We start from the raw sequence: 21,707 nt of genomic DNA, 5'->3' as shown, positions 1-21,707 counted from the left end.
GCGGACGATCTCGGACAGAGGCGTGACGCCGGTCACACTCTGCGTCCACCCCGGAGCCGGACCAAGGAGACGCCGATGAGCACAGCTGTCCCACCGCCCCGTACGCCGGTGGACCCCGGGGTCGACCTCGACGAGCAGCGCCTCGCCGAACTCGGCTACCAGCAGGAACTGCGCCGGAAGCTCTCCGGCTTCTCCAACTTCGCGGTCTCGTTCTCGATCATCTCGATCCTGGCCGGCGCGATCACCTCGTACGGGATCGCGATGAACTCCGGCGGCCCGCTGGCGATCACCCTCGGCTGGCTCTTCGTCGGCGGCATGGTGACCCTGGTCGCGCTCGCGATGGCGGAGATCTGCTCGGTCTACCCGACCGCCGGGGCGCTCTACTGGTGGGCGGCGGCGTTGGCCCGCCGGAACAAGGCGGCCTGGGCCTGGTTCATCGGCTGGTTCAACTTCCTCGGCGAGGTGGCGGTCACCGCCGCCATCGACTTCGGCGCGGCGATCACCACCTCGGCCTTCCTCAGCCTCGCCTTCGACCTGGAGGTCACCCCGGAACGCACCTTCGTGGTCTTCCTGGTGATCATCGTCGCGCACGGCCTGCTGAACACCTTCGGGGTCAACCTGGTCCGGCTGCTCTCCGACGTCAGCGCCTGGTGGCACCTGGTCGGGGTGGCGGTCATCGTCGGGGTGCTGGCGGTCGTGCCCGACCAGCACAAGCCGATCTCCGAGGTCTTCTTCGAGGTACGCAACGCCACCGGTTTCGACTTCACCGGCGCGGCGGTCTACGCCGTACTGATCGGGCTGCTGATGGCGCAGTACACGTACACCGGTTACGACGCGAGCGCGCACGTGGCCGAGGAGACCCACGACGCGGCCCGGGCGGCTCCCCGGGGCATCGTGATGTCGGTGGTGGTCTCGGTGGTCGCCGGCTTCTTCCTGCTGGTCGCGATCACCTGGTCGATCCGGGACTACGACGCCCAGCGGCAGACCGAACTCGGGCTTCCGCCGGCCCAGATCTTCATCGACGCCACCGGCCACACCACGGGCACCTTCCTGCTCTTCATCTGCGTGGTGGCGCAGTTCTTCTGCGGGATGGCCTCGGTCACCGCCAACTCCCGGATGGCGTACGCGTTCAGCCGGGACGGCGCGCTGCCCGGCTCGGCGATCTGGCGCCGGGTCAACCCGCGCACCGGTACCCCGACCAACTCGATCTGGCTCTGCGTCGCCTGCTCCAGCCTGCTGGTGCTGCCGTCGCTGTGGAACACCACCGCCTACCTGGCGGCCACCTCGATCGCGGTGATCGGCCTCTACATCGCGTACGTCGGGCCGGTCTTCCTGCGCCGCCGCAGCCCGGACTTCCGGCCCGGCCCGTGGAACCTCGGCCGGTGGAGCCCGCTGGTCGGCTGGCTGGCGATCGGCTGGGTGGCGGTGATCTGCGTACTCTTCGTGCTCCCCACCACCGCGCCGATCACCGCGACGACCTTCAACTACACGATCGTGGCGGTCGCGGTGGTGCTCGGCGCGGCCGGGCTCTGGTGGCTGCTCGGCGCCCGGCACTGGTTCACCGGCCCCCGGCAGAACGTGGTGCCGACCGTCGCCCAGCCCGACCCGGAGGTCCCCGACCCGGCCCCGGACGGTCCGGCCCCCGGCGCCCCGGCTCGGGACCGGGCGGTCGCGGCGGACGGGGACGGGGCATGAGGGCCCGGGTCCCGTCGCTGAGCCTGGAGGCGCTCCGGGTGGCGGTCGACAGCGGCGACATCGACACCGTGGTGCTGGCCCTGGTCGACATGCAGGGGCGGCTCCAGGGCAAGCGGTTCCACGCGCCGTACTTCCTCGCCGAGGTGCTCCGGCACGGCAGCGAGGGCTGCGACTACCTGCTCGCGGTGGACGTGGAGATGAACACCGTCGACGGGTACGCGATGTCGAGCTGGGAACGCGGCTACGGCGACCTGGCGATGGTCCCCGACCTGAGTACGCTGCGCCGGGTCCCCTGGCAGCCCGGCACCGCGATGCTGCTGGCCGACCTGCGCTGGCCGGACGGCAGCGGCGAGGTGCCCGCCTCGCCCCGGCAGATCCTGCGCCGCCAACTCGACCGGCTCGCCGCGCACGGGCTGACCGCGTACGCCGGCACCGAGCTGGAGTTCGTGCTCTACCGCGACTCGTACGAGGACGCCTGGCAGCGGGGGTACCGGGACCTCACCCCGGCGAACCTCTACAACGTGGACTACTCGCTGCTCGGTACCGCCCGGGTGGAGCCGCTGCTGCGGCGGATCCGCACCGAGATGGCCGGCGCCGGGCTGACCCCGGAGAGCGCCAAGGGCGAGTGCAACCTCGGCCAGCACGAGATCGCCTTCCGGTACGCCGACGCGTTGACCTGCGCCGACAACCACGTCGTCTACAAGAACGGGGCCAAGGAGATCGCCGCCCAGGAGGGCATGTCGATCACCTTCATGGCGAAGCCGAACGAGCGGGAGGGCAACTCCTGCCACATCCACTTCTCGCTGCGCGGCACCGACGGACGCTCGGCGATGCTCGGCGACGGCCCGGCCCGGCTGTCGCCGACCGGCACCCGGACGCTGGCCGGGCTGCTGGCGACGATCCCGGACTTCAGCCTGCTGCTGGCGCCGAACGTCAACTCCTACAAGCGCTACCAGCCCGGCTCGTTCGCCCCGACCGCGCTGCGCTGGGGCACCGACAACCGCACCTGCGCGCTGCGGCTGGTCGGGCACGGCCAGGGGATGCGGGTGGAGAACCGGCTGCCCGGGGCGGACGTCAACCCGTACCTGGCGATCGCGGCGCTGGTCGCCGGGGCGGTACACGGGATCGAGGCGGAGCTGGAGCTGGAGCCGGAGTGCGCCGGCAACGCGTACGCCGACGAGTCCGCGCCCCGGGTGCCGGGCACGCTGCGGGACGCCCTCGACCGCTGGACCGATTCGCCGCTGGCCACCGAGGCGTTCGGGGCCGAGGTGGTGGCGCACTACGCCAACCAGGCGCGGGTGGAGTTGGCCGCCTTCGACGCGGCGGTGACGGACTGGGAGCTGCGGCGTGGCTTCGAACGACTCTGACGCCACCGGTCCCGGCACCGAGGTGGGCAACCCTTCCGGCACCGAGGTGGTCAATCCGGCGACCGGGTTGGTGGTGGCCACGGTGCCGCAGACGAGCGCGGCCGAGACGGCGGCGGCGATCGACCGCGCGGCCCGGGCGTTCGGTTCCTGGCGGCAGGTGTCGCCCGGAGACCGGGCCCGGCTGCTGCGCCGGTTCGCCGCCGTCGTCGACGCGCACGTCGAGGAGCTGGCCGAACTGGAGGTGCGCAACGCGGGGCACACCGTCGGCAACGCCCGCTGGGAGGCGGGCAACGTCCGGGACGTGCTCGACTACTACGCCGGGGCGCCGGAGCGGCTGACCGGGGCGCAGATCCCGGTACCGGGCGGGCTGGACGTCACCTTCCACGAGCCGCTCGGCGTGGTCGGGGTGATCGTGCCGTGGAACTTCCCGATGCCGATCGCCGGCTGGGGCTTCGCCCCGGCGCTCGCGGCCGGCAACACGGTGCTGCTCAAGCCGGCCGAGCTGACCCCGCTGACCGCGCTCCGCCTCGGCGAGCTGGCGCTCGACGCCGGGCTGCCACCGGACGTGCTCACCGTGCTGCCGGGCCGGGGGAGTGTGGTGGGTGAGGCGTTCGTGGCGCATCCGGCGGTCCGGAAGATCTGCTTCACCGGGTCGACCGAGGTGGGCACCCGGATCATGGCCGGCTGTGCCGCGCAGGTGAAGCGGCTGACCCTGGAGCTAGGCGGCAAGAGCGCCAACCTGGTCTTCGCCGACGCGGACCTGGAGCGGGCGGCGGCGACCGCGCCGTACGCGGTCTTCGACAACGCCGGCCAGGACTGCTGCGCGCGGTCCCGGATCCTGGTGCAACGCCAGGTGTACGACCGCTTCCTCGAGCTGCTGGAGCCGGTGGTCAAGGCGTTCCGGGTCGAGGATCCGGCGCTGGAGACGGCGGAGATGGGCCCGCTCATCTCGGCCGGGCAACGCCGATCCGTCTCCTCCTACGTCGACGGTGCCGAGGTCGCCTTCACCGGCGGCTGCCCCGAGGGGCCCGGCTTCTGGTACGCCCCGACGGTCCTGCTGGCCCGGTCGCCGGCCGAGCGGCACTGGCGGGAGGAGATCTTCGGGCCGGTCGTCTCGGTACTTCCCTTCGACGACGAGGCCGAGGCGGTGGCGCTGGCCAACGACACCGAGTACGGCCTCTCCGGCTCGATCTGGACCCGGGACCTGGGCCGGGCGATCCGGGTGGCCCGGGGTGTCGAGTCCGGCAACCTCAGCGTCAACTCGCACTCGTCGGTGCGCTACTGGACGCCGTTCGGCGGGATGAAACGCTCCGGCCTGGGTCGGGAGCTGGGCCCGGACGCCCTGCACGCGTTCACCGACGTCAAGAACGTCTTCCTCGCCACTGACGGGTAGCCGTGCGGGTCACGGCGGCGTCGTCGCGCTCAACGGCCCTTCGCCAGCCCGACGAACGCCCGCCACGCGTCGGCGTCGAAGGTGAGCCTGCCACCGTCGCGGTTCTTGCTGTCCCGGACGAGTACGACCCCCGGCAGGTTGTCGGCCACCTCGACGCAGTTGCCGCCGCTGGCCCCACTGCGGGTGGACTTTCGCCAGATGGCTGCGTTCAAATCCATGGCTGCGCGATCTCCTTGATCAGGTCAAGTGACTGCCCAGTCGGCAGCGCGACGTTACGGACACTTTCCCACCTTGCGAGCAGGATCTCTACGTCCTCGGTCCGGTCCACCACGGTGCCACCGAGCTGGTTCTCCAAATGCCCGACCCAGCCGCCGTCCGTGGAACGGGCCAGCACGAACGGCCCGCTCAATCCGAGGTGGAGCCCGACGGAGGCGGGCACGACATGCACGTGAACGTGCGGTCGCTCCGCCAGCGTCACCAGATGCAGGAGCTGTTCGGCCATGATCTTCTCGTAGCCGTTGACGAACCGACGCAGTGCGTTCTCCTCTATCACGGCGACGAGTTGCGGCGGGCGTTCCTGGGTCAGGATCGCCTGTCGAGTCATCCGAGCAGTGACGAGCTGCTCCACCTCGTCTTCGGTGAGAGTGTCGTCTCCGCGCAGGATCGCCCGTGCGTAGGCGGGGGTCTGGAGGAGGCCGGGGATCAGGTTGGGCTCGAAGCAGCGCAGTTGTTTCGCCACTCGTTCCGCGTCGAGCCAGGGGCGGAACCAGATCGGCTCGCCGTCCCGCTCGGCCAGCAGCAACAGCGACACGAACAGGTTTCCGGTCTTGAAGATCTTGTCCGCTCGGGCCAGGTAGTCGGCGTCCAGCGGGCGCTGGCCGAGTTCGACCGCCGAGACCATCGAGGCGGAGAAGTGCGCAAGCTTGCCGTACTCGTCCTGACTCAGTCCGGCGTTGCCGCGCATCAGCCGCAACTGGGTCCGGATGAGGTCTGCGGTGAGGATGAGCTTTTTCGACATGCTTCCTCCACGGTGCTCCGGGTAGCACCGGAAATGACCGTGCCGAGAGTAGTCCCGTGGAAGCCGAGTGTCACCGGCAGAAGTGGCGGTGGAACCGGCAGAACCTCAGGTGGGCCGGGACAGCAGGTGCGGGGCGTGCTCGCGTACCGCCGTCAGGAGTTGGCGCCGGGACGGGTTGACCATCGCGTGCCCGGCGACGCGTACCGTCGGCACGGTCTCGTTGCCGTCCGCCACCGAGCGGACGAAGGCCGCCGCGTCCGGGTCCCGCCAGATGTTCACCTTCCTGACCGGCAGCCGGGTGAAGAGCAGTTGGAACCGCAACCTCATGCAGTACGGGCAGCCCGGCCGCCAGTAGAGGACGACCTCGCCCCGATCCTCGCTCATCCGCACCGCCCCGCTCTCGTGCCCCTGCTGGGCAGCGTAGCGGCCGAACGGTACTCGACCAGGGGCCGTCGTTCGGCGAGGATGCCGGAACGGGCCAGCGACGGAAGGACGGGCCGCGATGGTGATCAGTGACCGACTGGCCGGGCGGGTGGCGGTGGTGACCGGCGCCGGCAGCGGGATCGGACTGGCCACGGTGCGCCGGCTCGCCGCCGAGGGCGCGTACGTGGTCTGCGTCGACGTCGCCGCCGACGCCGGGCGGGCCGCCGCCGACGAGGTGGGCGGCGAGTTCGTGGCCTGCGACGTGGCCGACGAGGCACAGGTACGCGATCTCTTCGACCAGGTCGCGGCCCGGCGCGGCCGGATCGACGTCGCGTTCAACAACGCCGGCATCTCCCCGCCGGACGACGACTCGATCCTGACCACCGGCCTGGACGCCTGGGAGCGGGTGCTCCGGGTCAACACCACCAGCGTCTATCTCTGCTGCAAGTACGTCATCCCGCACATGCTGCGCCAGGGCGGGGGCTCGATCGTCAACACCGCCTCCTTCGTGGCGCTGATGGGGGCGGCCACCTCGCAGATCGCCTACACGGCGAGCAAGGGCGGGGTGCTGGCGCTGACCCGGGAGCTGGGCGTGCAGTTCGCCCGGCAGGGGATCCGGGTCAACGCGCTCTGCCCCGGGCCGATCGGCACCCCGCTGCTGCGGGAACTCTTCGCCAAGGACCCGGAGCGGGCCGCCCGGCGGCTGGTGCACGTGCCGATGGGGCGGTTCGGCGAACCCGAGGAGATCGCCGCGGCGGTCGCCTTCCTGGCCAGCGACGACGCCTCGTTCATGACTGCCGCCCAGTTCGTCGTCGACGGGGGGATCACCGGCGCCTACGTCACCCCGCTGTGAACGTCGGCGACGTGCCGGCTGTCGTCCGGGCCACCGAAGCGTGAGTGCTTCCGGGCGGCGACGTTAGGGTGGAAGTCATGACCGTCCGTGCGCCGTTGACCCCCGGCACGCTCTCCCCGTGGCGCCAGGTGCCGCCCCACATCGTCCGCCCCGAGTACGTCGGCAAGAAGCGGCCGAAGGAGTGGCGCGGTTCACACGTGCAGTCCGCCGAGACGATCGAGAAGATGCGGGTCGCCGGCCGGATCGCCGCCCAGGCCACCCAGCTCGCCGGTGAGCACTGCAAGCCCGGCGTCACCACCGACGAGATCGACCGGGTGGTGCACGAGTTCCTCGTCGACCACAACGCCTACCCCTCCACCCTCGGCTACAAGGGCTTTCCGAAGTCGTGCTGCACGAGCCTCAACGAGGTGATCTGCCACGGCATCCCGGACTCGACGGTGCTGATGGACGGCGACATCATCAACGTCGACGTGACGGCGTACCTCGACGGGGTGCACGGGGACACCGACGCCACCTTCTGCGTCGGCGAGGTGGCCGAGCCGGCCCGGCTGCTGGTGGAGCGGACGCACGAGGCGATGATGCGCGGCATCCGGGCGGTCGCACCGGGCCGGCAGATCAACGTGATCGGCCGGGTGATCGAGTCGTACGCCAAGCGGTTCGGCTACGGGGTGGTCCGGGACTTCACCGGGCACGGCATCGGCGAGGCGTTCCACAGCGGGCTCTACGTGCCGCACTACGACAGCCCCCGGCCGACCGACGTGATGGAGCCGGGCATGACGTTCACGATCGAGCCGATGATCACCCTCGGCACCCACGAGTACGACGTGTGGGACGACGGCTGGACCGTGGTGACCAAGGACCGGCGCTGGACGGCGCAGTTCGAGCACACCATCGTGGTCACCGAGGACGGCCACGAGATCCTCACCCTGCCGTGACGGACGGGCACCCGTGACGGACGCGGCCACCCCGGTCAGCGAGCACCACCACGCCGACGTCTCCGGCGGCTGGCTGCGCCCCGCCGTCTTCGGCGCGATGGACGGCCTGGTCACCAACATCGCGTTGATCGCCGGTGTCGGCGGTGGCGGGGTCGCGCCCCGCAACATCGTGCTGACCGGCTTCGCCGGGCTGGTCGCCGGGGCGATCTCGATGGGGCTCGGCGAGTACACCAGCGTGCAGTCGCAGAACGAGCAGGTGGCCGCCGAGGTCGCCAAGGAGCGCCGCGAGCTGGAGCGGAACCCGGCCGGTGAGGCCCGGGAACTCGCCGAGGCGTGGATGCAGCGAGGGCTGCCCCGGGACCTGGCCGAGCAGGTCGCGGAGGTGCTTCGGCACAACCCGGAGGAGGCACTGCGGGTGCACGTCCAGGAGGAGTTGGGCGTCGACGCCGACGAGCGGCCCAGCCCGTGGACCGCCGCCTTCTCGTCGTTCCTCTGCTTCTCCGTCGGTGCCGTGGTGCCGTTGATCACCTATCTGCTCGGCTTCTCCAGCCTGTGGCTGGCACTCGGCGTGGGCGGCCTCGGCCTCTTCGTCGCGGGCGCGGTCGTCGCCCGGTTCACCAAGCGGCGGTGGTGGGTCAGCGGTAGCCGGCAACTGCTGCTCGGCGCGGCGGCCACCGCCGCGACGTACCTGGTCGGCCGGCTCATCGGTGTCGGCGTGAGCTGACGGCCACCTCCGGAGCCGAGCTACCCCTCCGTGGACGGGTTCCGTTCGAGTCGGAAGACGCGGATGTCCCGGCCGCCGGCCCGGCGTACGTAGGTCCGGTACGCCGGCCACTCGGCCACCAGCAGCGCCCAGAGCCGCTCCCGTTCGGCGCCCCGGGCCAGCCGGGCCCGGACCGGTATCCGGGTGCCGTCCACGGTGACCGTGGCGGTCGGGTCGGCGAGCAGGTTGAGCGCCCAGGCGGGCTGCTCGGGGCGACCCCAGTTCGAGCCGGTCACCACGAAGGCGTCGCCGTCGGGCACGTAGAGCAGCGGGTTGCTGCGTGGCCGCCCGGACCGCCGCCCGGTGGTGGTGATCAGCAGTGACGGCACCAGCCCGAGTGCCACCACCCGGCCCCGGGTCAGCTTGGCGACCAGCCGGTCGGCCGGGACCAGCAACGGGGTGCAGGCGGCGAACCAGCGCGAGTGGCCGAGCCGGCGTACGGCCCGGCCGAGGGCGGAGACCGGTCTTCCCAGAGCGGACATCGGTACAGTGTGCCGGCTGGGGCGCCGCCGCCGTCCGCCGACACCACGATTCGGGGCGGGTCGGGCGTGCGGGTCAGGTCGGGCGGCCCGGGAAGGGCACGGTGGCCGGGCCGACCCCGGCCGTTCCGCGCCACCGGGTGGCCCGGACCGCCGCGTCGGTCAGCCCGTCCAGCGCCCGGCTCCGCTCGGCGCCCTCGGTCGCCGGCAGCGCGGCCCGCCAGACCGCCGCGGTCCGCTCCTCGACCTCGACCGCCAGCCGCAGCGCGCCCGCCTCGTCGGTGACGGCGAACGGCAGCGCGTACGCCGGCTCGGCCACCGGTACCGGGCCGCCCCGCTCGGTGAGGAGCAGCACCAGCCCGTCCCGCCGGCCGCGATGCGCCGCCTCGGCGGAGCGGGCCTGCTCGGCGGCGGCGCCGGAGAGGCGTACCCCGATCAGCCCGTACGCGTAGACCGCCGCGTGCTCGGCGGCCAGGGCGGCCGCCAGTGCCTCGGACATCAGGTCACCCCTTCCCGCGCCCCGCCGCGCCCGGTCACCGCAGTACCTCCAGATGAGTCGCCCGGGCCGCGGTGACCGAACCGACCAGCGCGGCACGGTTGGCGGGCGCCTCGAGGCAGGCCTTCGCGGCGGCGTCCCGGCCCTGCTGCTCGGCCTCCCGCAGTTGCCTCAGCGTCTCGGACATGACGCCGGCACCGGCGCCGGGGGGCGGGGCGGTGGCGGTGGCGGTCGGCAGCGCGGTGCCGGTCACCCGGGACAGTTCGGCGGCGTGCGCGCGATGCGCCTCGGCGACCGGCCGGAGCCGGTCGGCCAGCTCCGGAAAGGCGGCGATCGCGGCCTCGTGCCGGGCGGCGAGGTCGAGAGCGCCGCTGATCAACGGCGCCAGTGGGTCCGGCTCGGGCGGCGGGTCGGGCTCGCCGCCGAAGAGGCCGCAGCCGGCGAGTGGGCCGGTGGCACCGACCAGCGCCGCCAGGCCGACCGCCCGGATCATCTCGCGCCGGGACCGCCCCGCCGCGCCGATCGTCTGGTTCGTGTTGCCGGTCCGCACCCGGCAAGTCAACACCATCGGTGCGGCCGACGGGGTCGGCACGGTCACCACGGCCGGTCGTCGGTGCGCCGATCGGGCTCTCGGGCGGCCAGCGCGTTACGCTCTGCGCAGCCGCCGGACGCTTCAGTCCGGTGGCACGCCGGTATGGCTGCCGGGCGCAGCCGGCGATCACGAGAGAGGGGCGGAGATGACGCAGCGTGGCCGGAACACCGGTCGGCCCAGGGCGGGCCACCGGGCTCCGGACCGTCCCCGCGAGGACCCGTCCGCGCGTCGGCTCCGGCTCCGTGCCGTGATCGAGCCAGTGGTCACCACCGCCGGCTACGACCTGGAGGACCTCTCGGTGTCCCGGGCCGGCCGGCGGTACGTCGTCCGGGTGATCGTGGACGGCGACGGCGGGGTCAGCCTCGATACCGTGGCGGACGTCTCCCGCCTCCTCTCCAAGGCGCTCGACCAGGCGGAGGAGACCGGTGGTGACCTGGTCGCCGGGGAATACCAGCTCGAGGTGAGTTCGCCCGGCGTGGACCGCCCGCTGACCCAGCCCCGGCACTGGCGGCGCAACGTGGGCCGGCTGGTGAAGGTGACCGTACGCGGCCCGGGTGAGCGCACCGAGCAGGGCGGCGCCGAGGAGCGGCCGCCGGCACCCGCGGACCGGCAACTGACCGCCCGGGTGGTCGCCGCCGACGACGAGCGGGTGGTGCTGGAGACCGACGCCGGACCGGTCGGGTGGGCGTACCCCGACCTCGGGCCGGGGCGGGTCCAGGTGGAGTTCAGCCGGCTGGACGAGATCGCCGACGACGATCCGACCGGTGCCGGCGATGATGACTATGACGACGTCGACAACGGCGACGACGAAGATGTGGAGGGCGAGGAGAGGTGAACATCGACCTCGCGGCGTTGCGCGCCCTGGAGCGCGAGCGGGAGATCCCGTTCGACACGATTCTCGCGGCGATCGAGACCGCGTTGCTGACGGCGTACCGGCACACCGAGGGGGCCCAGGCGCACGCCCGGGTCGAGATCGACCGCAAGACCGGGGCCGCCCTGGTCTACGCTCAGGAGCAGGACGCCGAGGGTGCGGTGGTCCGGGAGTTCGACGACACCCCGCACGACTTCGGCCGGATCGCCGCGATGACCGCCAAACAGGTCATCCTGCAACGGCTCCGGGAGGCCACCGACGAGGTGCACTTCGGCGAGTACGCCGGCCGGGACGGCGACCTGGTCACCGGGGTGGTGCAGGCGCACGAGGCGCGCAGCGAGAAGGGCATCGTCTCGGTCGACCTCGGCAAGGTCGAGGCGGTACTGCCCCAGGCCGAGCAGGTCCCCGGTGAACTGTACGAGCACGGCCAGCGGATCCGCTGCGTCGTCGTACACGTGGTCAAGGGCTTCCGTGGCCCGCAGATCACCCTCTCCCGGTCGCACCCGAACCTGGTGAAGAAGCTCTTCGCCCTGGAGGTGCCGGAGATCGCCGACGGCACCGTGGAGATCGCCGCGATCGCCCGCGAGGCCGGCCACCGGACCAAGATCGCGGTTCGTTCCACCGTGTCCGGGGTGAACGCCAAGGGCGCCTGCATCGGCCCGATGGGGCAGCGGGTCCGGGCGGTGATGAGCGAGCTGCACGGTGAGAAGATCGACATCATCGACTGGTCGGACGATCCGGCCCAGTTCGTCGGCAACGCCCTCTCGCCGGCCAAGGCGCTCCGGGTCGAGGTGGTCGACGCGGCGACCCGGACGGCACGGGTGACCGTGCCGGACTTCCAGCTGTCGCTGGCGATCGGCCGAGAGGGGCAGAATGCCCGGCTCGCGGCCCGGTTGACCGGTTGGCGGATCGACATCCGGCCCGATACCGAGCAGATGCCGACCCAGGCATCGGCCGGTCGGCAGGGCGGTCCTGATCACGCAGCCGAGGCGGACGGAGCGATCTCGGCCGGGTAGGGGTAGACTTTCCCAGTGGTACGACGCGCGGAGCCGGAGCGCACCTGTGTGGGCTGTCGGCAACGGGCGCCGGCCGGCCAGCTGCTGCGGATTGTCGCGGTCGGCAATGAGACTGGTCACAGCCTCCGACCCGATCCGACCCGTAAGCTGCCGGGTAGGGGAGCGCACCTGCATCCCGACCCGGCCTGCTTCACGCTGGCAGTGCGGCGACGCGCCTTCGGGCGGGCGCTGCGTATCGCTGGCGTACCTGACGCGAGTGAGTTGGCCGAGCACGTCCAAGGCGTCGACGACCATGACCGGCTATCCGGCCGGGCGGGATCGACGCGACGGAACCCGAGCAAGGTAGGACGACCGACATGAGCACACGATGAAGTCCCAGAAATGACCAGGCTTCAAGTGCACGAGTGAGGTCGCTGCGGGTGCTGCCCGCACGACCTCGGAGTGAGGAGTGCAGTGGCAGGCAAGGCCCGCGTACACGAGCTGGCTAAGGAGCTCGGGGTCGAAAGCAAGACCGTTCTCGCCAAGTTGAAGGAAATGGGCGAGTTCGTCAAATCAGCGTCGAGCACCGTCGAGGCCCCGGCGGCCCGTCGGCTGCGCGGCGCCTTCGTCGCGTCTCCGGAACCGGCGGCACCCGCCGCCGCCCCGACGCCACCGCCGGCTCCGAAGGCGGCTCCGGCGGCGGGTCCGGGAGAACCCAGGGTCGCCGCGAAGCCCGGACCGCCGCGTCGGCCGACGCCGCCGGCGAAGCCCAAGGGCCCGGTGCCCGGTCCGCCGCAGCCGGCGGCTCCGGTCGCCAAGCCGGCGAGCGCGCACGACATCGAACTGGCCGCCGCCGAGGCGCGTGCGGCCGCGCTCAAGGCCGAGCAGGAGGCGACCGTCAAGGCCGCCCAGGCGGCTCGGCAGCAGCGCAACGACACCGTACGGCGGGAACCGCCGGCCGACGGCGGCCCGACGAACCGGCCGAAGCCGGGTCCGAACGCCGTACCGCCGCGTCCGGGCGCCCCGTCGGGTGCCCGTCCCGCGCCGCCCGGCGCACCGACGCCCGGCCCCGGCCGGCCCGGTGGCCGTCCGCCGGCGCGCAGCGGCGGTAACAACCCGTTCGGCATCACTCCGGGCGGGCAGCGTCCGGCTGCCGCGGGTGGGCCCCGGCCCAACCCGGCCAACATGCCGCCGAGGCCGAGTCCGGCCTCGATGCCGCCCCGGCCGAGCCCGGCGTCCATGCCGACGCAGCGGCCGGGTCGTCCCGGTGGCGGCCCCGGCCGTCCCGGCGGCGGTGGCGGTGCCGGTCGTCCCGGTGGCGGCGGCGGCGGATTCCGTGGCGGCCCCGGTGGCGGTGGCGGCGGCGGATTCCGTGGCGGCCCCGGTGGCGGTGGCGGCGGTGCCGGTGGTGGCTACCGAGGCGGTCCCGGTGGTGGCGGCGGTGCCGGTGGCGGCTACCGCGGTGGCCCCGGTGGCGGTGCTCCGGCCGGTGGCGCCGGTCGCCCCGGTGGTGGCGGTCGTGGCCGTGGCGGCGGTGCCGCGGGTGCCTTCGGGCGTCCGGGCGGCAAGCCGACCCGTGGTCGCAAGTCGAAGAAGCAGCGCAGACAGGAGTTCGACAACCTGTCGGCGCCGACCATGAGCTCGGGCGCCCCGCGCGGCCAGGGTCAGGTCATTCGGCTGCCTCGCGGTGCGTCGCTGTCGGACTTCGCGGACAAGATCAACGCGAACCCCGGTTCGCTGGTCCAGGAGATGTTCAACCTGGGCGAGATGGTCACCGCGACCCAGTCCGTCTCCGACGACACGCTCCTGCTGCTCGGCGAGCACCTCGGCTTCGAGGTCTCGATCGTCAGCCCGGAGGACGAGGACCGCGAGCTGCTCGCCCAGTTCAACATCGACCTTGACGCCGAGGTCGCCACGGACCGGCTGGTCAGCCGGCCGCCGGTGGTGACCGTCATGGGTCACGTCGACCACGGTAAGACCAAGCTGCTCGACGCGATCCGCAAGGCGAACGTGGTCGAGGGCGAGGCCGGCGGCATCACCCAGCACATCGGCGCCTACCAGGTGCACGTGCCGCACGAGGGTGAGGACCGGGCGCTGACCGTCATCGACACCCCGGGTCACGAGGCGTTCACCGCCATGCGTGCCCGTGGTGCCCAGGTCACCGACATCGTGGTGCTGGTGGTCGCCGCCGACGACGGCGTCATGCCGCAGACGATCGAGGCGCTCAACCACGCCAAGGCGGCGGACGTGCCGATCGTGGTGGCGGTCAACAAGATCGACAAGCCGGAGGCCAACCCGGACAAGGTACGTCAGCAGTTGACCGAATACGGTCTGGTCGCCGAGGAGTACGGCGGCGACACCATGTTCGTCAACGTGGCGGCCAAGCCGGGCATCGGCATCGAGGAACTGCTCGAGGCGGTCCTGCTCACCGCCGACGCGTCGCTGGAGCTGACCGCTCCGATCGACGGGCCGGCCCAGGGTGTGGCGATCGAGGCGCACCTGGACAAGGGTCGCGGTGCGGTGGCCACGGTGCTGGTGCAGAAGGGCACCCTGCGGGCCGGCGACTCGATCGTCGCCGGTGGGGCGCACGGCCGGGTCCGGGCCATGCTGGACGAGAACGGCAAGCCGGTCACCGAGGCCGGTCCCGCGCGTCCGGTCATGGTGCTCGGTCTGACCGCGGTACCAGGAGCGGGTGACACCTTCCTGGCGGCCGAGGACGACCGTACGGTCCGGCAGATCGCCGAGCAGCGGCAGGCGCGGCGGCGGGCGGCGAGCTTCGCCAACTCGCAGCGGCGGCCGAGCCTCGAGACGATCATGGAGCAGCTCAAGGAGGGCGAGAAGACCTCGCTCAACCTGGTGCTCAAGGGCGACGGTTCCGGCTCGGTGGAAGCGCTGGAGGACGCGCTCTTCAAGCTCGACATTCCGGCGGAGGTCCAACTGCGGATCATCCACCGGGGCGTCGGTGCCATCACGGAGAGCGACGTCATGCTGGCCAGCGCCTCGTCCGAGGCGGTCACGATCATCGGCTTCAACGTCCGGGCCTCGAACAAGGTCCGGGAGATCGCCGACCGCGAGGGCGTGGAGATCCGGTACTACACCGTCATCTACCAGGCCATCGAGGAGATCGACGCCGCGCTCAAGGGTCTGCTCAAGCCGGAGTTCGAAGAGGTCGAGCTGGGCAGCGCGGAGGTCCGCGACGTCTTCCGCTCGTCCAAGATCGGCAACATCGCCGGTTGTATCGTCCGGTCCGGTGTCATCCGCCGCAACGCCAAGGCGCGGCTGCTGCGTGACGGGACGGTCGTGGCCGACAACGTCACGATCAGCTCGCTCAAGCGGTTCAAGGACGACGCCACCGAGGTCCGCGAGGGCTTCGAGTGCGGTCTGACGTTGAGCAACTTCAACAACGTCCAGGTCGGGGACATCATCGAGACGTTCGAGATGCGCGAGAAGCCGCGCGTCTGAGCGAGTTCCATACCGGTGGCCGGAACCCCCTGGGGCTCCGGCCACCGGCCTGTCCGGGGCCGCCCGTGAAAGGCGGTGAGCGGCGGGGGTGCGATGGCGTACCCTTCCCGCCGTGTATACCGGAACCGCCCTGTTCGACCTGCTGCTGCCCGGAGACTCGCGCTCCCTGAAGGCGAAGCGGTCCTACGTCCGCCCCATCGTCGCCGCGCTCCGCAAGTTCGAGGTCTCCGCCGCCGAGGTCGGCGCGCTCGACCTGCACGGGCGGGCCCAGATCGCGGTCGCCCTGGTCGCCTCCGAACCCGAGCACGTCGGTACGGTGCTGGATGCCTGCGAGCGCCTGGTCGCCGGTCGACCGGAGGTCGAGTTGCTCTCCGTACGGCGCCGGTTGCACGGCGCGGATGACTGAATTGGCCGACGGCCAGGGGGTAATCAGCCGGTACGGCCAATGGCGACGGCGGCGGCGAGGCCGCAAGATGCGCGGGTAGTGTTTCCCAGGTCGGCCGGTCCGGCCGCGGCGCCCAGCGCCGCCGGTCCGGCCCGGAAGCAGATGGGCGTGGAGGTGCGGAGATGACGGACCAGGCCAAGGTGCGTCGGCATGCGGAGCGGGTGCGGGAACTGGTGGCGTCGGTGGTGCGTACCCAGATCAAGGACCCCCGGCTCGGCATGATCACCATTACCGACGCCCGGATCACCCCGGACCTGCGCGACGCCACCGTCTTCTACACGGTGCTCGGCGACGCCTCCGACCAGGCGGCCACCGGTGCCGCGCTGGAGAGCGCCAAGGGACTGCTGCGGAGCACCGTCGGCAAGGCCCTCGGGCTGCGGCACTCGCCGAGCCTGACCTTCGTCCTCGACGACGTGCAGGACCAGGTCAAGCAGATCGACGAGCTGCTGGCGGCGGCGCGTACCGCCGACGCGGAGGTGCAGCGGCTGGCCGCCCAGGCCGAGTACGCGGGCGAACCGCAGCCGTACAAGCTCGACGCCGACGAGGACGACGAGGTCGACGCCGACGAGGATCAGGACGAGGACCGGCCGCCGGCCGGGGACGGCGGAGACCGGCGGTGAGCGGGGCACTGCTCGCCGACGTCTCCCAGCCGGCCGCCGGAGGGCCGACCGAGGCGGAGTGGGCGGCGGCGGTCTCCGCCATCACCCGACTCCCCGCCGACGGCCGGATCCTGCTGATCTGCCACGTGAACCCCGACGGGGACGCGCTGGGCAGCATGCTCGGCTTCGGGCTCGGGCTGCGCCGGCTCGGCGTACGGCAGTTCCAGGCCACCTTCCCCGGGCGCCCGGAGGTGCCGGAGCCGCTCCAGGCGATGCCCGGCCTCGACCTGCTGGTCCCGGCGACCGCCGCCGACCCGGATCCGGACCTGGTGATCTGCTTCGACGTCGCCGCCGTCTCCCGGCTCGGCGACCTGGCCGACCGGCTGGACCGGGCCGAGACCGCCGTCGTGCTGGACCACCATGCCTCGAACACCCGGTTCGGCGGGATCCACCTGGTCGACCCGGACGCCGCCGCCACCTCCGTGGTGGTGGAGAAGCTGCTGGTCCGGCTCGGTGTGCCGCTGGACGCGGGGATCGCCGAGTGCCTCTACATCGCGCTGGCCACCGACACCGGCTCGTTCCGGTTCGACATGACCACCCCGGCGGTGCACGAGATGGCCGCCCGGCTGCTGGCCACCGGCATCCGCCCCGGGGAGATCTCCCGGCGGATCTTCGACACCCGGCCGTTCGGCGCGGTCCGGCTCTACGGCGACGTGCTCGGGCGTACCCGGTTGGAGCCGTTGGCCGCTGGTGGGCTGGGGCTGGTCTGGACGTACGCGACCCTCGACGACCTGGAGCGGCACGGGCAGCGCCCGTACACCCTGGAGCCGCTGATCGACTCGGTGCGCTGCACCGCCGAGGCGGATGTGAGCTGCGTGCTCAAGCAGGTCGCCGAGGGGGAGTGGGCGGTCTCCATGCGCAGCAAGGGCGCCAGCGACGTGAGCCGGGTGGCGGTGGCCCTGGGCGGCGGCGGGCACCGGCTGGCGGCCGGGTTCACCGGGCACGGCTCGGCGCCCGAGGTGGTCGACGCGATCCGGGCCGAGTTGGCCCGGGGTGCGGCCGAGGGCGGGCACCCCTCCGCCGGGCCGGGAGATCTCGAGTAACGGGAAGGGCGTCGTGCTTTCCGCCGGGGGGTGGCCCGGGGACAATCGGTTCATGGAACAGCAGCCGGAGCTCTCTGCGGATGTGCCCCGGGCTTGGGACCGACCGGTCGTCACGGTTCCGACCCTCACCGTTCTGTCCCTGATCGGCGGTCAGTTCCCGTCGTTCTCGACGCAGGCGAACATCTACGCCATCGGCACCGGCGGTGCGCTGGTGTGGCTCGGGCTCTCCAACCGGGTGCCCCGGCGACCCGTACCGCATCGGCTGCGGTCCGGCGCGGCCTGGTGGCTGCTGCCCGTACTCGTCTTCGGGGTCTTCGAGGCCAGCACCTTCATGCTCGGGTCCCGGGACGACTTCCCGACCTTCTCCAAGATCGCCGACCCGCTGCTGGACGACTCGCTGGTCCGCTCGGTCGGCTACTTCGCGTGGCTCTCCGCGTTCTGGGGGTTGGTGCGTCGATGAGATACGTCGCGATCGCCGGGTTCACCGTGGCGCTGCTGCTCTTCGTGCTGGTCGAGTGGGCCGCCCGCCGGGAGGGGTCCCGGATCCCCACCTTCGGCGACGTCTGCGCCTACGTCATGCGTTACGAGGTCGGCCCGGTACCGGTCGGCCGGATCGCCCTGTTCGGCTTCTGGTGGTGGATGGGCTGGCACTTCTTCGCCCGCTGAGCACTTCTTCGCCCGTTGAGCACTGCCGCCGCCCGACCCTCACCGACCCCACCGAGCACCGCCCCGCCGAGCCGGCCGGATCCGTGCCGACCAGGGGTGTAGCCAAGATCTGACGGTTCTCGCTGTCCCGAATGACGGGAATGCTGCGCAGGATATGGACCTGAACGATAACTTGGGTAACGGAACTGAACGATACCTAGGGTTGTGGTCGCACCCGTCCCACCCGTGCCCGGGTGTGGCAACCCGTCGCAGATCGCCTGCCTCCCAGGGTCAACCGACCCGGGGCGTCACGCCGTCCCGGCCACCTCGTCCGGAAGATCCCGGACCCGCCGTCCCGGCCGATCAGCAGGACCCCTGTCGGGGTGACCCGCGCCGTGCGGTGCCACCCGCCCTGGAAGGAGCCACGCCATGGCCAGCAAGCCGACCAAGCCCAAGCCGGAGAACACCGACGAGGCCCGCGAGCAGGCTCGCCGCGCGCTCCAGACGTCGATGGACACCCGCCAGTGACCCAGCGCGGAGCCGCGTGAGCGGCCAGCTCCCGGCCACCGGCCGGACCGCCCGTACCGCTTCCGATCGTCCCTCCTGCCGGCCGCCGAGCCGCACCGTTCCGCCCGCACCGGTCTGCCGGACGGCCTCGATCCGTCCGGGACAGCCGGTGCGGTCGCATGTCGGGTGTGGACAGCCGACACCGAGTGTCTGCGAGACCGATCCCGCCTTCACTGAGGCCGGTGCGCACCGCGACGACCACGAGCGTGGGCAACCGACGACCACCAGGTGTGGGGGGATCCAGGGCGCCGGAAAGGGCCCGCTGACGGCCCGCTGACGGGTCGCCGCCGGGGCCGGGCGTGCACGCTCGGGAAGGTCCGCCGGGAGGGCTCGACGTTGGTATATTGCTTCCCCAACGGGGCCCGGTCGGCCGGGTGGTAGCCCCCTAGCGGTGACGGGGAGGCGTGATGACGCAGCCGGTGCGGGTGAACGTGCCCGGGTTGCGGACGTTGGGTGGCGAGATCGTCGGCCACGGCGCCGAACTCAAACGCAACGTCACGGCGGTCGAGGGGCAGCTTGTGCCGCCGGGCGGGCCCGGGGTGAACGGCTGGACCACTCTGGACGCGACGACCAGGGCCTCCGACGGCTGGGAGGCATATCTCAACGGCCTCGGCGGCCGGACGGAGGCGGCCGGACAGTCGTTGATCGACTCCGCCAACAACTACCAGGGCTCGGACCAGCGCGCCGGGCAGCGGCACGGCGGGCTGCGCGCGGAATGAGCGGGCGAACCGACTGGCGCGCGGCTCCGGCCGGGTGCGGCGAGGGGGCGTCGTGCCGGGGCTGACCTTCGAGATGGTGCTGAAGGCCGATCCGGAGGCGTGGCGGAAGGCCGCCGCCGGCTGGGACCGGCTCGGCAGGTCGACCGACGAGCGGGCGGACGCGCTGGCGCTCTCGACACGGCGGCTGCCGGACGTCTGGGAGTCCGGCTCGGCGTCCCAGGCGGCGGGTGCGCACTGCGACGCGCTGCGCAAGGAACTCGACTCCGCGTTCCCGCCGATCCTGCTGATCGCCCAGGCGCTCGCCCAGCACGGCAACGACGTCGCGGAGCTGCGCGTCCGGGCCGAGGAGTTGGTCGAGCAGGGCCGGGCCGCGCACGTCACCATCAACCCGGACGGGTCGATGACGATGGACCCGGCGCACGCCAACGAGTGGACCGCGCGCTCCATGTCCAGCCTGGTGTGGCAGCGGGACGCGCTGCTCAGGGAGGCCGCCGAACTGGACGCCCGGACCGCCAAGGCGATAGCGGAAAACACCGCGACCGCTTCCGGGACTCCGTCGGCCAAGGTGGACAGGGCGAGCGTGCCGGCCAAGGGCACCGATCCGGCCGAGGTGAAGAAGTGGTGGGACTCGCTCTCCCCGGCACAGCGCCGGTACGTCATGTCGGAGTATCCCGAGCTGATCGGCTCGCTTGACGGGGTGCCGGTGGCGAGCCGGGACATCGCCAACCGGATCGTGCTGGACCGCGAGCTGGACGGGCTGACCCAGCGCCGGTCCGACCTGGACGCCCGGGAGGCGCACATCCGGGCCATGGTCGAGCAGGGGCGCGGCGCGGAACTCTATCCCGACGCCGGCAACCCGGCCGGGGCCGCGCTGGCGGAACTCGAGAAGATCAAGGAAGAGCGGGAGCGGATCGACGGCAACCTGCGCGGGCTCAACAAGATCGACGACCGGCTGGAGGATCCGGGCAAGCCGCGGGCGTACCTGATCGGGCTCTCCACCGCCGACGACGGCCGGGCGATCGTCTCGGTCGGCAACCCGGACGCCGCCGACAACGTCCTGACCTACGTCCCCGGCACCGGCGCCGAGCTCTCCAAGGTCGGCGGCGACATCGACCGGGCCGACCGGATGGCCTTGGACGCCAAGGAGGTCGACCCGAGCCAGGAGACCGCCTCGCTGCTCTGGCTCGGCTACGACGCGCCGGACTCGATCGCCTGGAACGCGCCCTTCGACGGCTCCGCCGAGAGCGGTGGGCCGGAACTCAACCAGTTCCAGAACGGCCTGCGGGCCACCCACGACGGAGAACCCTCCCGCAACGTCGTGCTCGGACACAGCTACGGTTCTACGGTGATCGGTCATGCCGCCACCGGCGCCGGTATCAACGCCGACGCGGTGGTCTTCGTCGGCTCGCCCGGGGTGGACACCAACTCGGCGACCGAGCTGAAGGGCGTCTCCCCGCACGAGGTGTGGGCCAGCCGGGCCGAGCACGACGTCATCAAGCGGGTGCCGGACTGGGACATCGCGCACGGCAACGATCCGACCCGGGAGGACTTCGGCGGGCAGGTGTTCCGCAGTTCCCCCGGCAACCCCGACGACGAGGCCGGGACCCACTCGGCGTACTGGGACGACGGCAACGAGGCCCGGCGCAACATCGCGTACATCGCGACCGGGCAGACAGACAAGGTCAGATGATGGATGCGCGTCGTCGCCGGAGCGTCGTACTCGCGGCGGTGGTCCTGGTCGCGGGACTGATGACCGGAGCATGTGGAGAGGACAAGGACGTGCAGCCCACCGTCACCGCCGTACAGGCCGCCCAGCGGGTGGAGGAGCTGCTGCGGGAGACTCACGCGCAACTTCCGCCCGGCGCGGAGTTGAAGCCGTTCGGTCCCAGCGGCACGCTGCCGTGCGACGACCCGACCGACGGCGGGCCGGCCGGCCGGATCTTCGTCGAGCAACAGTACGAGGTGGTGTTCCCGGCCGACTGGCCCACCGACCAGGCGATGCCGAGGCTGGCCGACTACTGGCAGCAGCGTGACTATCGGATCGTCAACGACCTGCGGGACCACAGCGACCCCAAGTTGACCGTCGAGGAGCGTGCCGAGGGCTACCGGGTCAGCATCACCGTCTACAACCGGGGACCGGGCTCCGTCGACATCTATCTGACCGGCAGCTCGCCGTGCGTCTGGGAGCACGGCACCCCCGACCCAGAGTGATCTAGGAGTTGGCCCGCCAGCGGTCGGCGGGGCTGCTCTGCGCCCGCTGTAAAAATTTCCTTCATTGCGCGCTGCG

Annotated in this window: 24 protein-coding genes; 18 read left to right on the top strand and 6 right to left on the bottom strand. The window is 72.0% G+C overall.

Annotation, left to right across the window (positions count from 1 at the left end; all coding sequences use genetic code 11):
- The first annotated feature begins 75 nt into the window (after window positions 1-75).
- Genes V1634_RS07715 through V1634_RS07705 form a run of 3 tightly spaced genes read left to right on the top strand, consistent with a single transcriptional unit; the run spans window position 76 to window position 4,455 of the window.
- The gene (locus tag V1634_RS07715; RefSeq protein WP_331207045.1) at window positions 76-1,695 is read left to right on the top strand and encodes an amino acid permease; all 1,620 of its coding nucleotides are present in this window, start codon (window positions 76-78) and stop codon (window positions 1,693-1,695) included.
- Window positions 1,692-3,062 (top strand): glutamine synthetase family protein, encoded by a 1,371-nt coding sequence (locus V1634_RS07710; protein ID WP_331207044.1) that lies wholly within the window; start codon window positions 1,692-1,694, stop codon window positions 3,060-3,062. Before V1634_RS07715 ends, V1634_RS07710 begins: the two co-directional genes overlap by 4 nt.
- 22 nt (window positions 3,063-3,084) lie before the next feature.
- A complete protein-coding gene (locus V1634_RS07705; protein ID WP_331207358.1) occupies window positions 3,085-4,455 on the top strand; it encodes an aldehyde dehydrogenase family protein in 1,371 nt (456 codons plus the stop codon).
- A 29-nt stretch (window positions 4,456-4,484) separates the two neighbouring features.
- Here V1634_RS07705 and V1634_RS07700 read toward each other — a convergent pair whose 3' ends face one another.
- From V1634_RS07700 to V1634_RS07690, 3 genes are all read right to left on the bottom strand, one after another.
- Window positions 4,485-4,673 (bottom strand): DUF397 domain-containing protein, encoded by a 189-nt coding sequence (locus tag V1634_RS07700; RefSeq protein ID WP_331207043.1) that lies wholly within the window; start codon window positions 4,671-4,673, stop codon window positions 4,485-4,487.
- On the bottom strand, window positions 4,664-5,473 hold the full coding sequence (locus tag V1634_RS07695) for a helix-turn-helix domain-containing protein (protein ID WP_331207042.1): 810 nt from the start codon (window positions 5,471-5,473) through the stop codon (window positions 4,664-4,666). The genes V1634_RS07700 and V1634_RS07695 overlap by 10 nt, the downstream gene beginning before the upstream one ends.
- Before the next feature lie 105 nt (window positions 5,474-5,578).
- Window positions 5,579-5,857: a glutaredoxin domain-containing protein gene (locus V1634_RS07690; protein WP_331207041.1), complete on the bottom strand. Its 279-nt coding sequence runs from the start codon at window positions 5,855-5,857 to the stop codon at window positions 5,579-5,581.
- A gap of 118 nt (window positions 5,858-5,975) precedes the next feature.
- Here V1634_RS07690 and V1634_RS07685 point away from each other — a divergent pair, with 118 nt between their 5' ends.
- The 3 genes from V1634_RS07685 to V1634_RS07675 all read left to right on the top strand — a co-directional run bounded on the left by V1634_RS07685 (window position 5,976) and on the right by V1634_RS07675 (window position 8,408).
- Complete coding sequence (locus tag V1634_RS07685) at window positions 5,976-6,749, top strand: 3-oxoacyl-ACP reductase (RefSeq protein WP_331207040.1); 774 nt, start codon at window positions 5,976-5,978, stop codon at window positions 6,747-6,749.
- A gap of 77 nt (window positions 6,750-6,826) precedes the next feature.
- A complete protein-coding gene (map, locus tag V1634_RS07680; RefSeq protein ID WP_331207039.1) occupies window positions 6,827-7,684 on the top strand; it encodes a type I methionyl aminopeptidase in 858 nt (285 codons plus the stop codon).
- A 13-nt stretch (window positions 7,685-7,697) separates the two neighbouring features.
- On the top strand, window positions 7,698-8,408 hold the full coding sequence (locus tag V1634_RS07675; RefSeq protein WP_331207038.1) for a VIT1/CCC1 transporter family protein: 711 nt from the start codon (window positions 7,698-7,700) through the stop codon (window positions 8,406-8,408).
- Window positions 8,409-8,428: 20 nt separating this feature from the next.
- On the opposite strand, the gene V1634_RS07670 is transcribed toward V1634_RS07675, so the two are convergent.
- From V1634_RS07670 to V1634_RS07660, 3 genes are all read right to left on the bottom strand, one after another.
- Window positions 8,429-8,929 (bottom strand): nitroreductase/quinone reductase family protein, encoded by a 501-nt coding sequence (locus tag V1634_RS07670; RefSeq protein WP_331207037.1) that lies wholly within the window; start codon window positions 8,927-8,929, stop codon window positions 8,429-8,431.
- Between the two features lie 73 nt (window positions 8,930-9,002).
- Window positions 9,003-9,425 (bottom strand): ferritin-like domain-containing protein, encoded by a 423-nt coding sequence (locus V1634_RS07665; RefSeq protein ID WP_331207036.1) that lies wholly within the window; start codon window positions 9,423-9,425, stop codon window positions 9,003-9,005.
- A gap of 34 nt (window positions 9,426-9,459) precedes the next feature.
- On the bottom strand, window positions 9,460-9,972 hold the full coding sequence (locus V1634_RS07660; protein WP_331207035.1) for a hypothetical protein: 513 nt from the start codon (window positions 9,970-9,972) through the stop codon (window positions 9,460-9,462).
- A 187-nt stretch (window positions 9,973-10,159) separates the two neighbouring features.
- On the opposite strand from V1634_RS07660, the gene rimP reads away from it, so the two are divergent.
- The 12 genes from rimP to V1634_RS07600 all read left to right on the top strand — a co-directional run bounded on the left by rimP (window position 10,160) and on the right by V1634_RS07600 (window position 21,631).
- Window positions 10,160-10,849, top strand: a complete 690-nt coding sequence (gene rimP / locus V1634_RS07655; RefSeq protein WP_331207034.1) for a ribosome maturation factor RimP — start codon at window positions 10,160-10,162, stop codon at window positions 10,847-10,849.
- Window positions 10,846-11,901, top strand: coding sequence for a transcription termination factor NusA (nusA, locus tag V1634_RS07650; RefSeq protein WP_331207033.1), 1,056 nt, complete (start codon window positions 10,846-10,848; stop codon window positions 11,899-11,901). Before rimP ends, nusA begins: the two co-directional genes overlap by 4 nt.
- A 15-nt stretch (window positions 11,902-11,916) precedes the next feature.
- Window positions 11,917-12,261 carry a YlxR family protein gene (locus V1634_RS07645; RefSeq protein ID WP_331207032.1) on the top strand — a complete coding sequence of 115 codons (345 nt, stop codon included), beginning with the start codon at window positions 11,917-11,919 and terminating at the stop codon, window positions 12,259-12,261.
- A gap of 93 nt (window positions 12,262-12,354) precedes the next feature.
- Entirely contained in the window at window positions 12,355-15,342 is a 2,988-nt protein-coding gene (infB, locus tag V1634_RS07640; RefSeq protein ID WP_407951735.1) for a translation initiation factor IF-2, read from the top strand.
- Window positions 15,343-15,454: 112 nt separating this feature from the next.
- Window positions 15,455-15,748, top strand: coding sequence for a DUF503 domain-containing protein (locus V1634_RS07635; protein WP_101370373.1), 294 nt, complete (start codon window positions 15,455-15,457; stop codon window positions 15,746-15,748).
- 161 nt (window positions 15,749-15,909) lie between these two features.
- The gene (rbfA, locus tag V1634_RS07630) at window positions 15,910-16,407 is read left to right on the top strand and encodes a 30S ribosome-binding factor RbfA (protein WP_331207030.1); all 498 of its coding nucleotides are present in this window, start codon (window positions 15,910-15,912) and stop codon (window positions 16,405-16,407) included.
- On the top strand, window positions 16,404-17,489 hold the full coding sequence (locus V1634_RS07625; RefSeq protein ID WP_331207029.1) for a DHH family phosphoesterase: 1,086 nt from the start codon (window positions 16,404-16,406) through the stop codon (window positions 17,487-17,489). The genes rbfA and V1634_RS07625 overlap by 4 nt, the downstream gene beginning before the upstream one ends.
- A 52-nt stretch (window positions 17,490-17,541) precedes the next feature.
- Window positions 17,542-17,949 (top strand): hypothetical protein, encoded by a 408-nt coding sequence (locus V1634_RS07620; RefSeq protein WP_107258527.1) that lies wholly within the window; start codon window positions 17,542-17,544, stop codon window positions 17,947-17,949.
- Window positions 17,946-18,155, top strand: coding sequence for a DUF6186 family protein (locus V1634_RS07615; RefSeq protein ID WP_331207028.1), 210 nt, complete (start codon window positions 17,946-17,948; stop codon window positions 18,153-18,155). Before V1634_RS07620 ends, V1634_RS07615 begins: the two co-directional genes overlap by 4 nt.
- 953 nt (window positions 18,156-19,108) lie before the next feature.
- Window positions 19,109-19,420, top strand: a complete 312-nt coding sequence (locus V1634_RS07610) for a hypothetical protein (RefSeq protein ID WP_331207027.1) — start codon at window positions 19,109-19,111, stop codon at window positions 19,418-19,420.
- Between the two features lie 52 nt (window positions 19,421-19,472).
- A complete protein-coding gene (locus V1634_RS07605; RefSeq protein WP_331207026.1) occupies window positions 19,473-21,110 on the top strand; it encodes an alpha/beta hydrolase in 1,638 nt (545 codons plus the stop codon).
- Window positions 21,110-21,631, top strand: a complete 522-nt coding sequence (locus V1634_RS07600; RefSeq protein ID WP_331207025.1) for a hypothetical protein — start codon at window positions 21,110-21,112, stop codon at window positions 21,629-21,631. Before V1634_RS07605 ends, V1634_RS07600 begins: the two co-directional genes overlap by 1 nt.
- Window positions 21,632-21,707: the final 76 nt, after the last annotated feature.

Origin of the sequence: Plantactinospora veratri (genome assembly GCF_036421995.1) — a bacterium.
Classification (GTDB): Bacteria; Actinomycetota; Actinomycetes; order Mycobacteriales; family Micromonosporaceae; genus Plantactinospora; species Plantactinospora veratri.
The sequence above is the reverse complement of the archived record's forward strand: the minus strand, read 5'-3'. Positions and strand labels throughout refer to the sequence as shown.

Excerpts from the sequence above, each read along its gene's own strand:
- V1634_RS07715 (WP_331207045.1), top strand. The coding sequence starts at position 76 with ATGAGCACAGCTGTCCCACCGCCCCGTACGCCGGTGGACCCCGGGGTC.
- V1634_RS07710 (WP_331207044.1), top strand. The coding sequence starts at position 1,692 with ATGAGGGCCCGGGTCCCGTCGCTGAGCCTGGAGGCGCTCCGGGTGGCG.
- V1634_RS07700 (WP_331207043.1), bottom strand. The coding sequence starts at position 4,673 with ATGGATTTGAACGCAGCCATCTGGCGAAAGTCCACCCGCAGTGGGGCC.
- V1634_RS07695 (WP_331207042.1), bottom strand. The coding sequence starts at position 5,473 with ATGTCGAAAAAGCTCATCCTCACCGCAGACCTCATCCGGACCCAGTTG.
- V1634_RS07690 (WP_331207041.1), bottom strand. The coding sequence starts at position 5,857 with ATGAGCGAGGATCGGGGCGAGGTCGTCCTCTACTGGCGGCCGGGCTGC.
- V1634_RS07685 (WP_331207040.1), top strand. The coding sequence starts at position 5,976 with ATGGTGATCAGTGACCGACTGGCCGGGCGGGTGGCGGTGGTGACCGGC.
- map (WP_331207039.1), top strand. The coding sequence starts at position 6,827 with ATGACCGTCCGTGCGCCGTTGACCCCCGGCACGCTCTCCCCGTGGCGC.
- V1634_RS07670 (WP_331207037.1), bottom strand. The coding sequence starts at position 8,929 with ATGTCCGCTCTGGGAAGACCGGTCTCCGCCCTCGGCCGGGCCGTACGC.
- V1634_RS07665 (WP_331207036.1), bottom strand. The coding sequence starts at position 9,425 with ATGTCCGAGGCACTGGCGGCCGCCCTGGCCGCCGAGCACGCGGCGGTC.
- rimP (WP_331207034.1), top strand. The coding sequence starts at position 10,160 with ATGACGCAGCGTGGCCGGAACACCGGTCGGCCCAGGGCGGGCCACCGG.
- rbfA (WP_331207030.1), top strand. The coding sequence starts at position 15,910 with ATGACGGACCAGGCCAAGGTGCGTCGGCATGCGGAGCGGGTGCGGGAA.
- V1634_RS07620 (WP_107258527.1), top strand. The coding sequence starts at position 17,542 with ATGGAACAGCAGCCGGAGCTCTCTGCGGATGTGCCCCGGGCTTGGGAC.
- V1634_RS07615 (WP_331207028.1), top strand. The coding sequence starts at position 17,946 with ATGAGATACGTCGCGATCGCCGGGTTCACCGTGGCGCTGCTGCTCTTC.
- V1634_RS07610 (WP_331207027.1), top strand. The coding sequence starts at position 19,109 with ATGACGCAGCCGGTGCGGGTGAACGTGCCCGGGTTGCGGACGTTGGGT.
- V1634_RS07600 (WP_331207025.1), top strand. The coding sequence starts at position 21,110 with ATGGATGCGCGTCGTCGCCGGAGCGTCGTACTCGCGGCGGTGGTCCTG.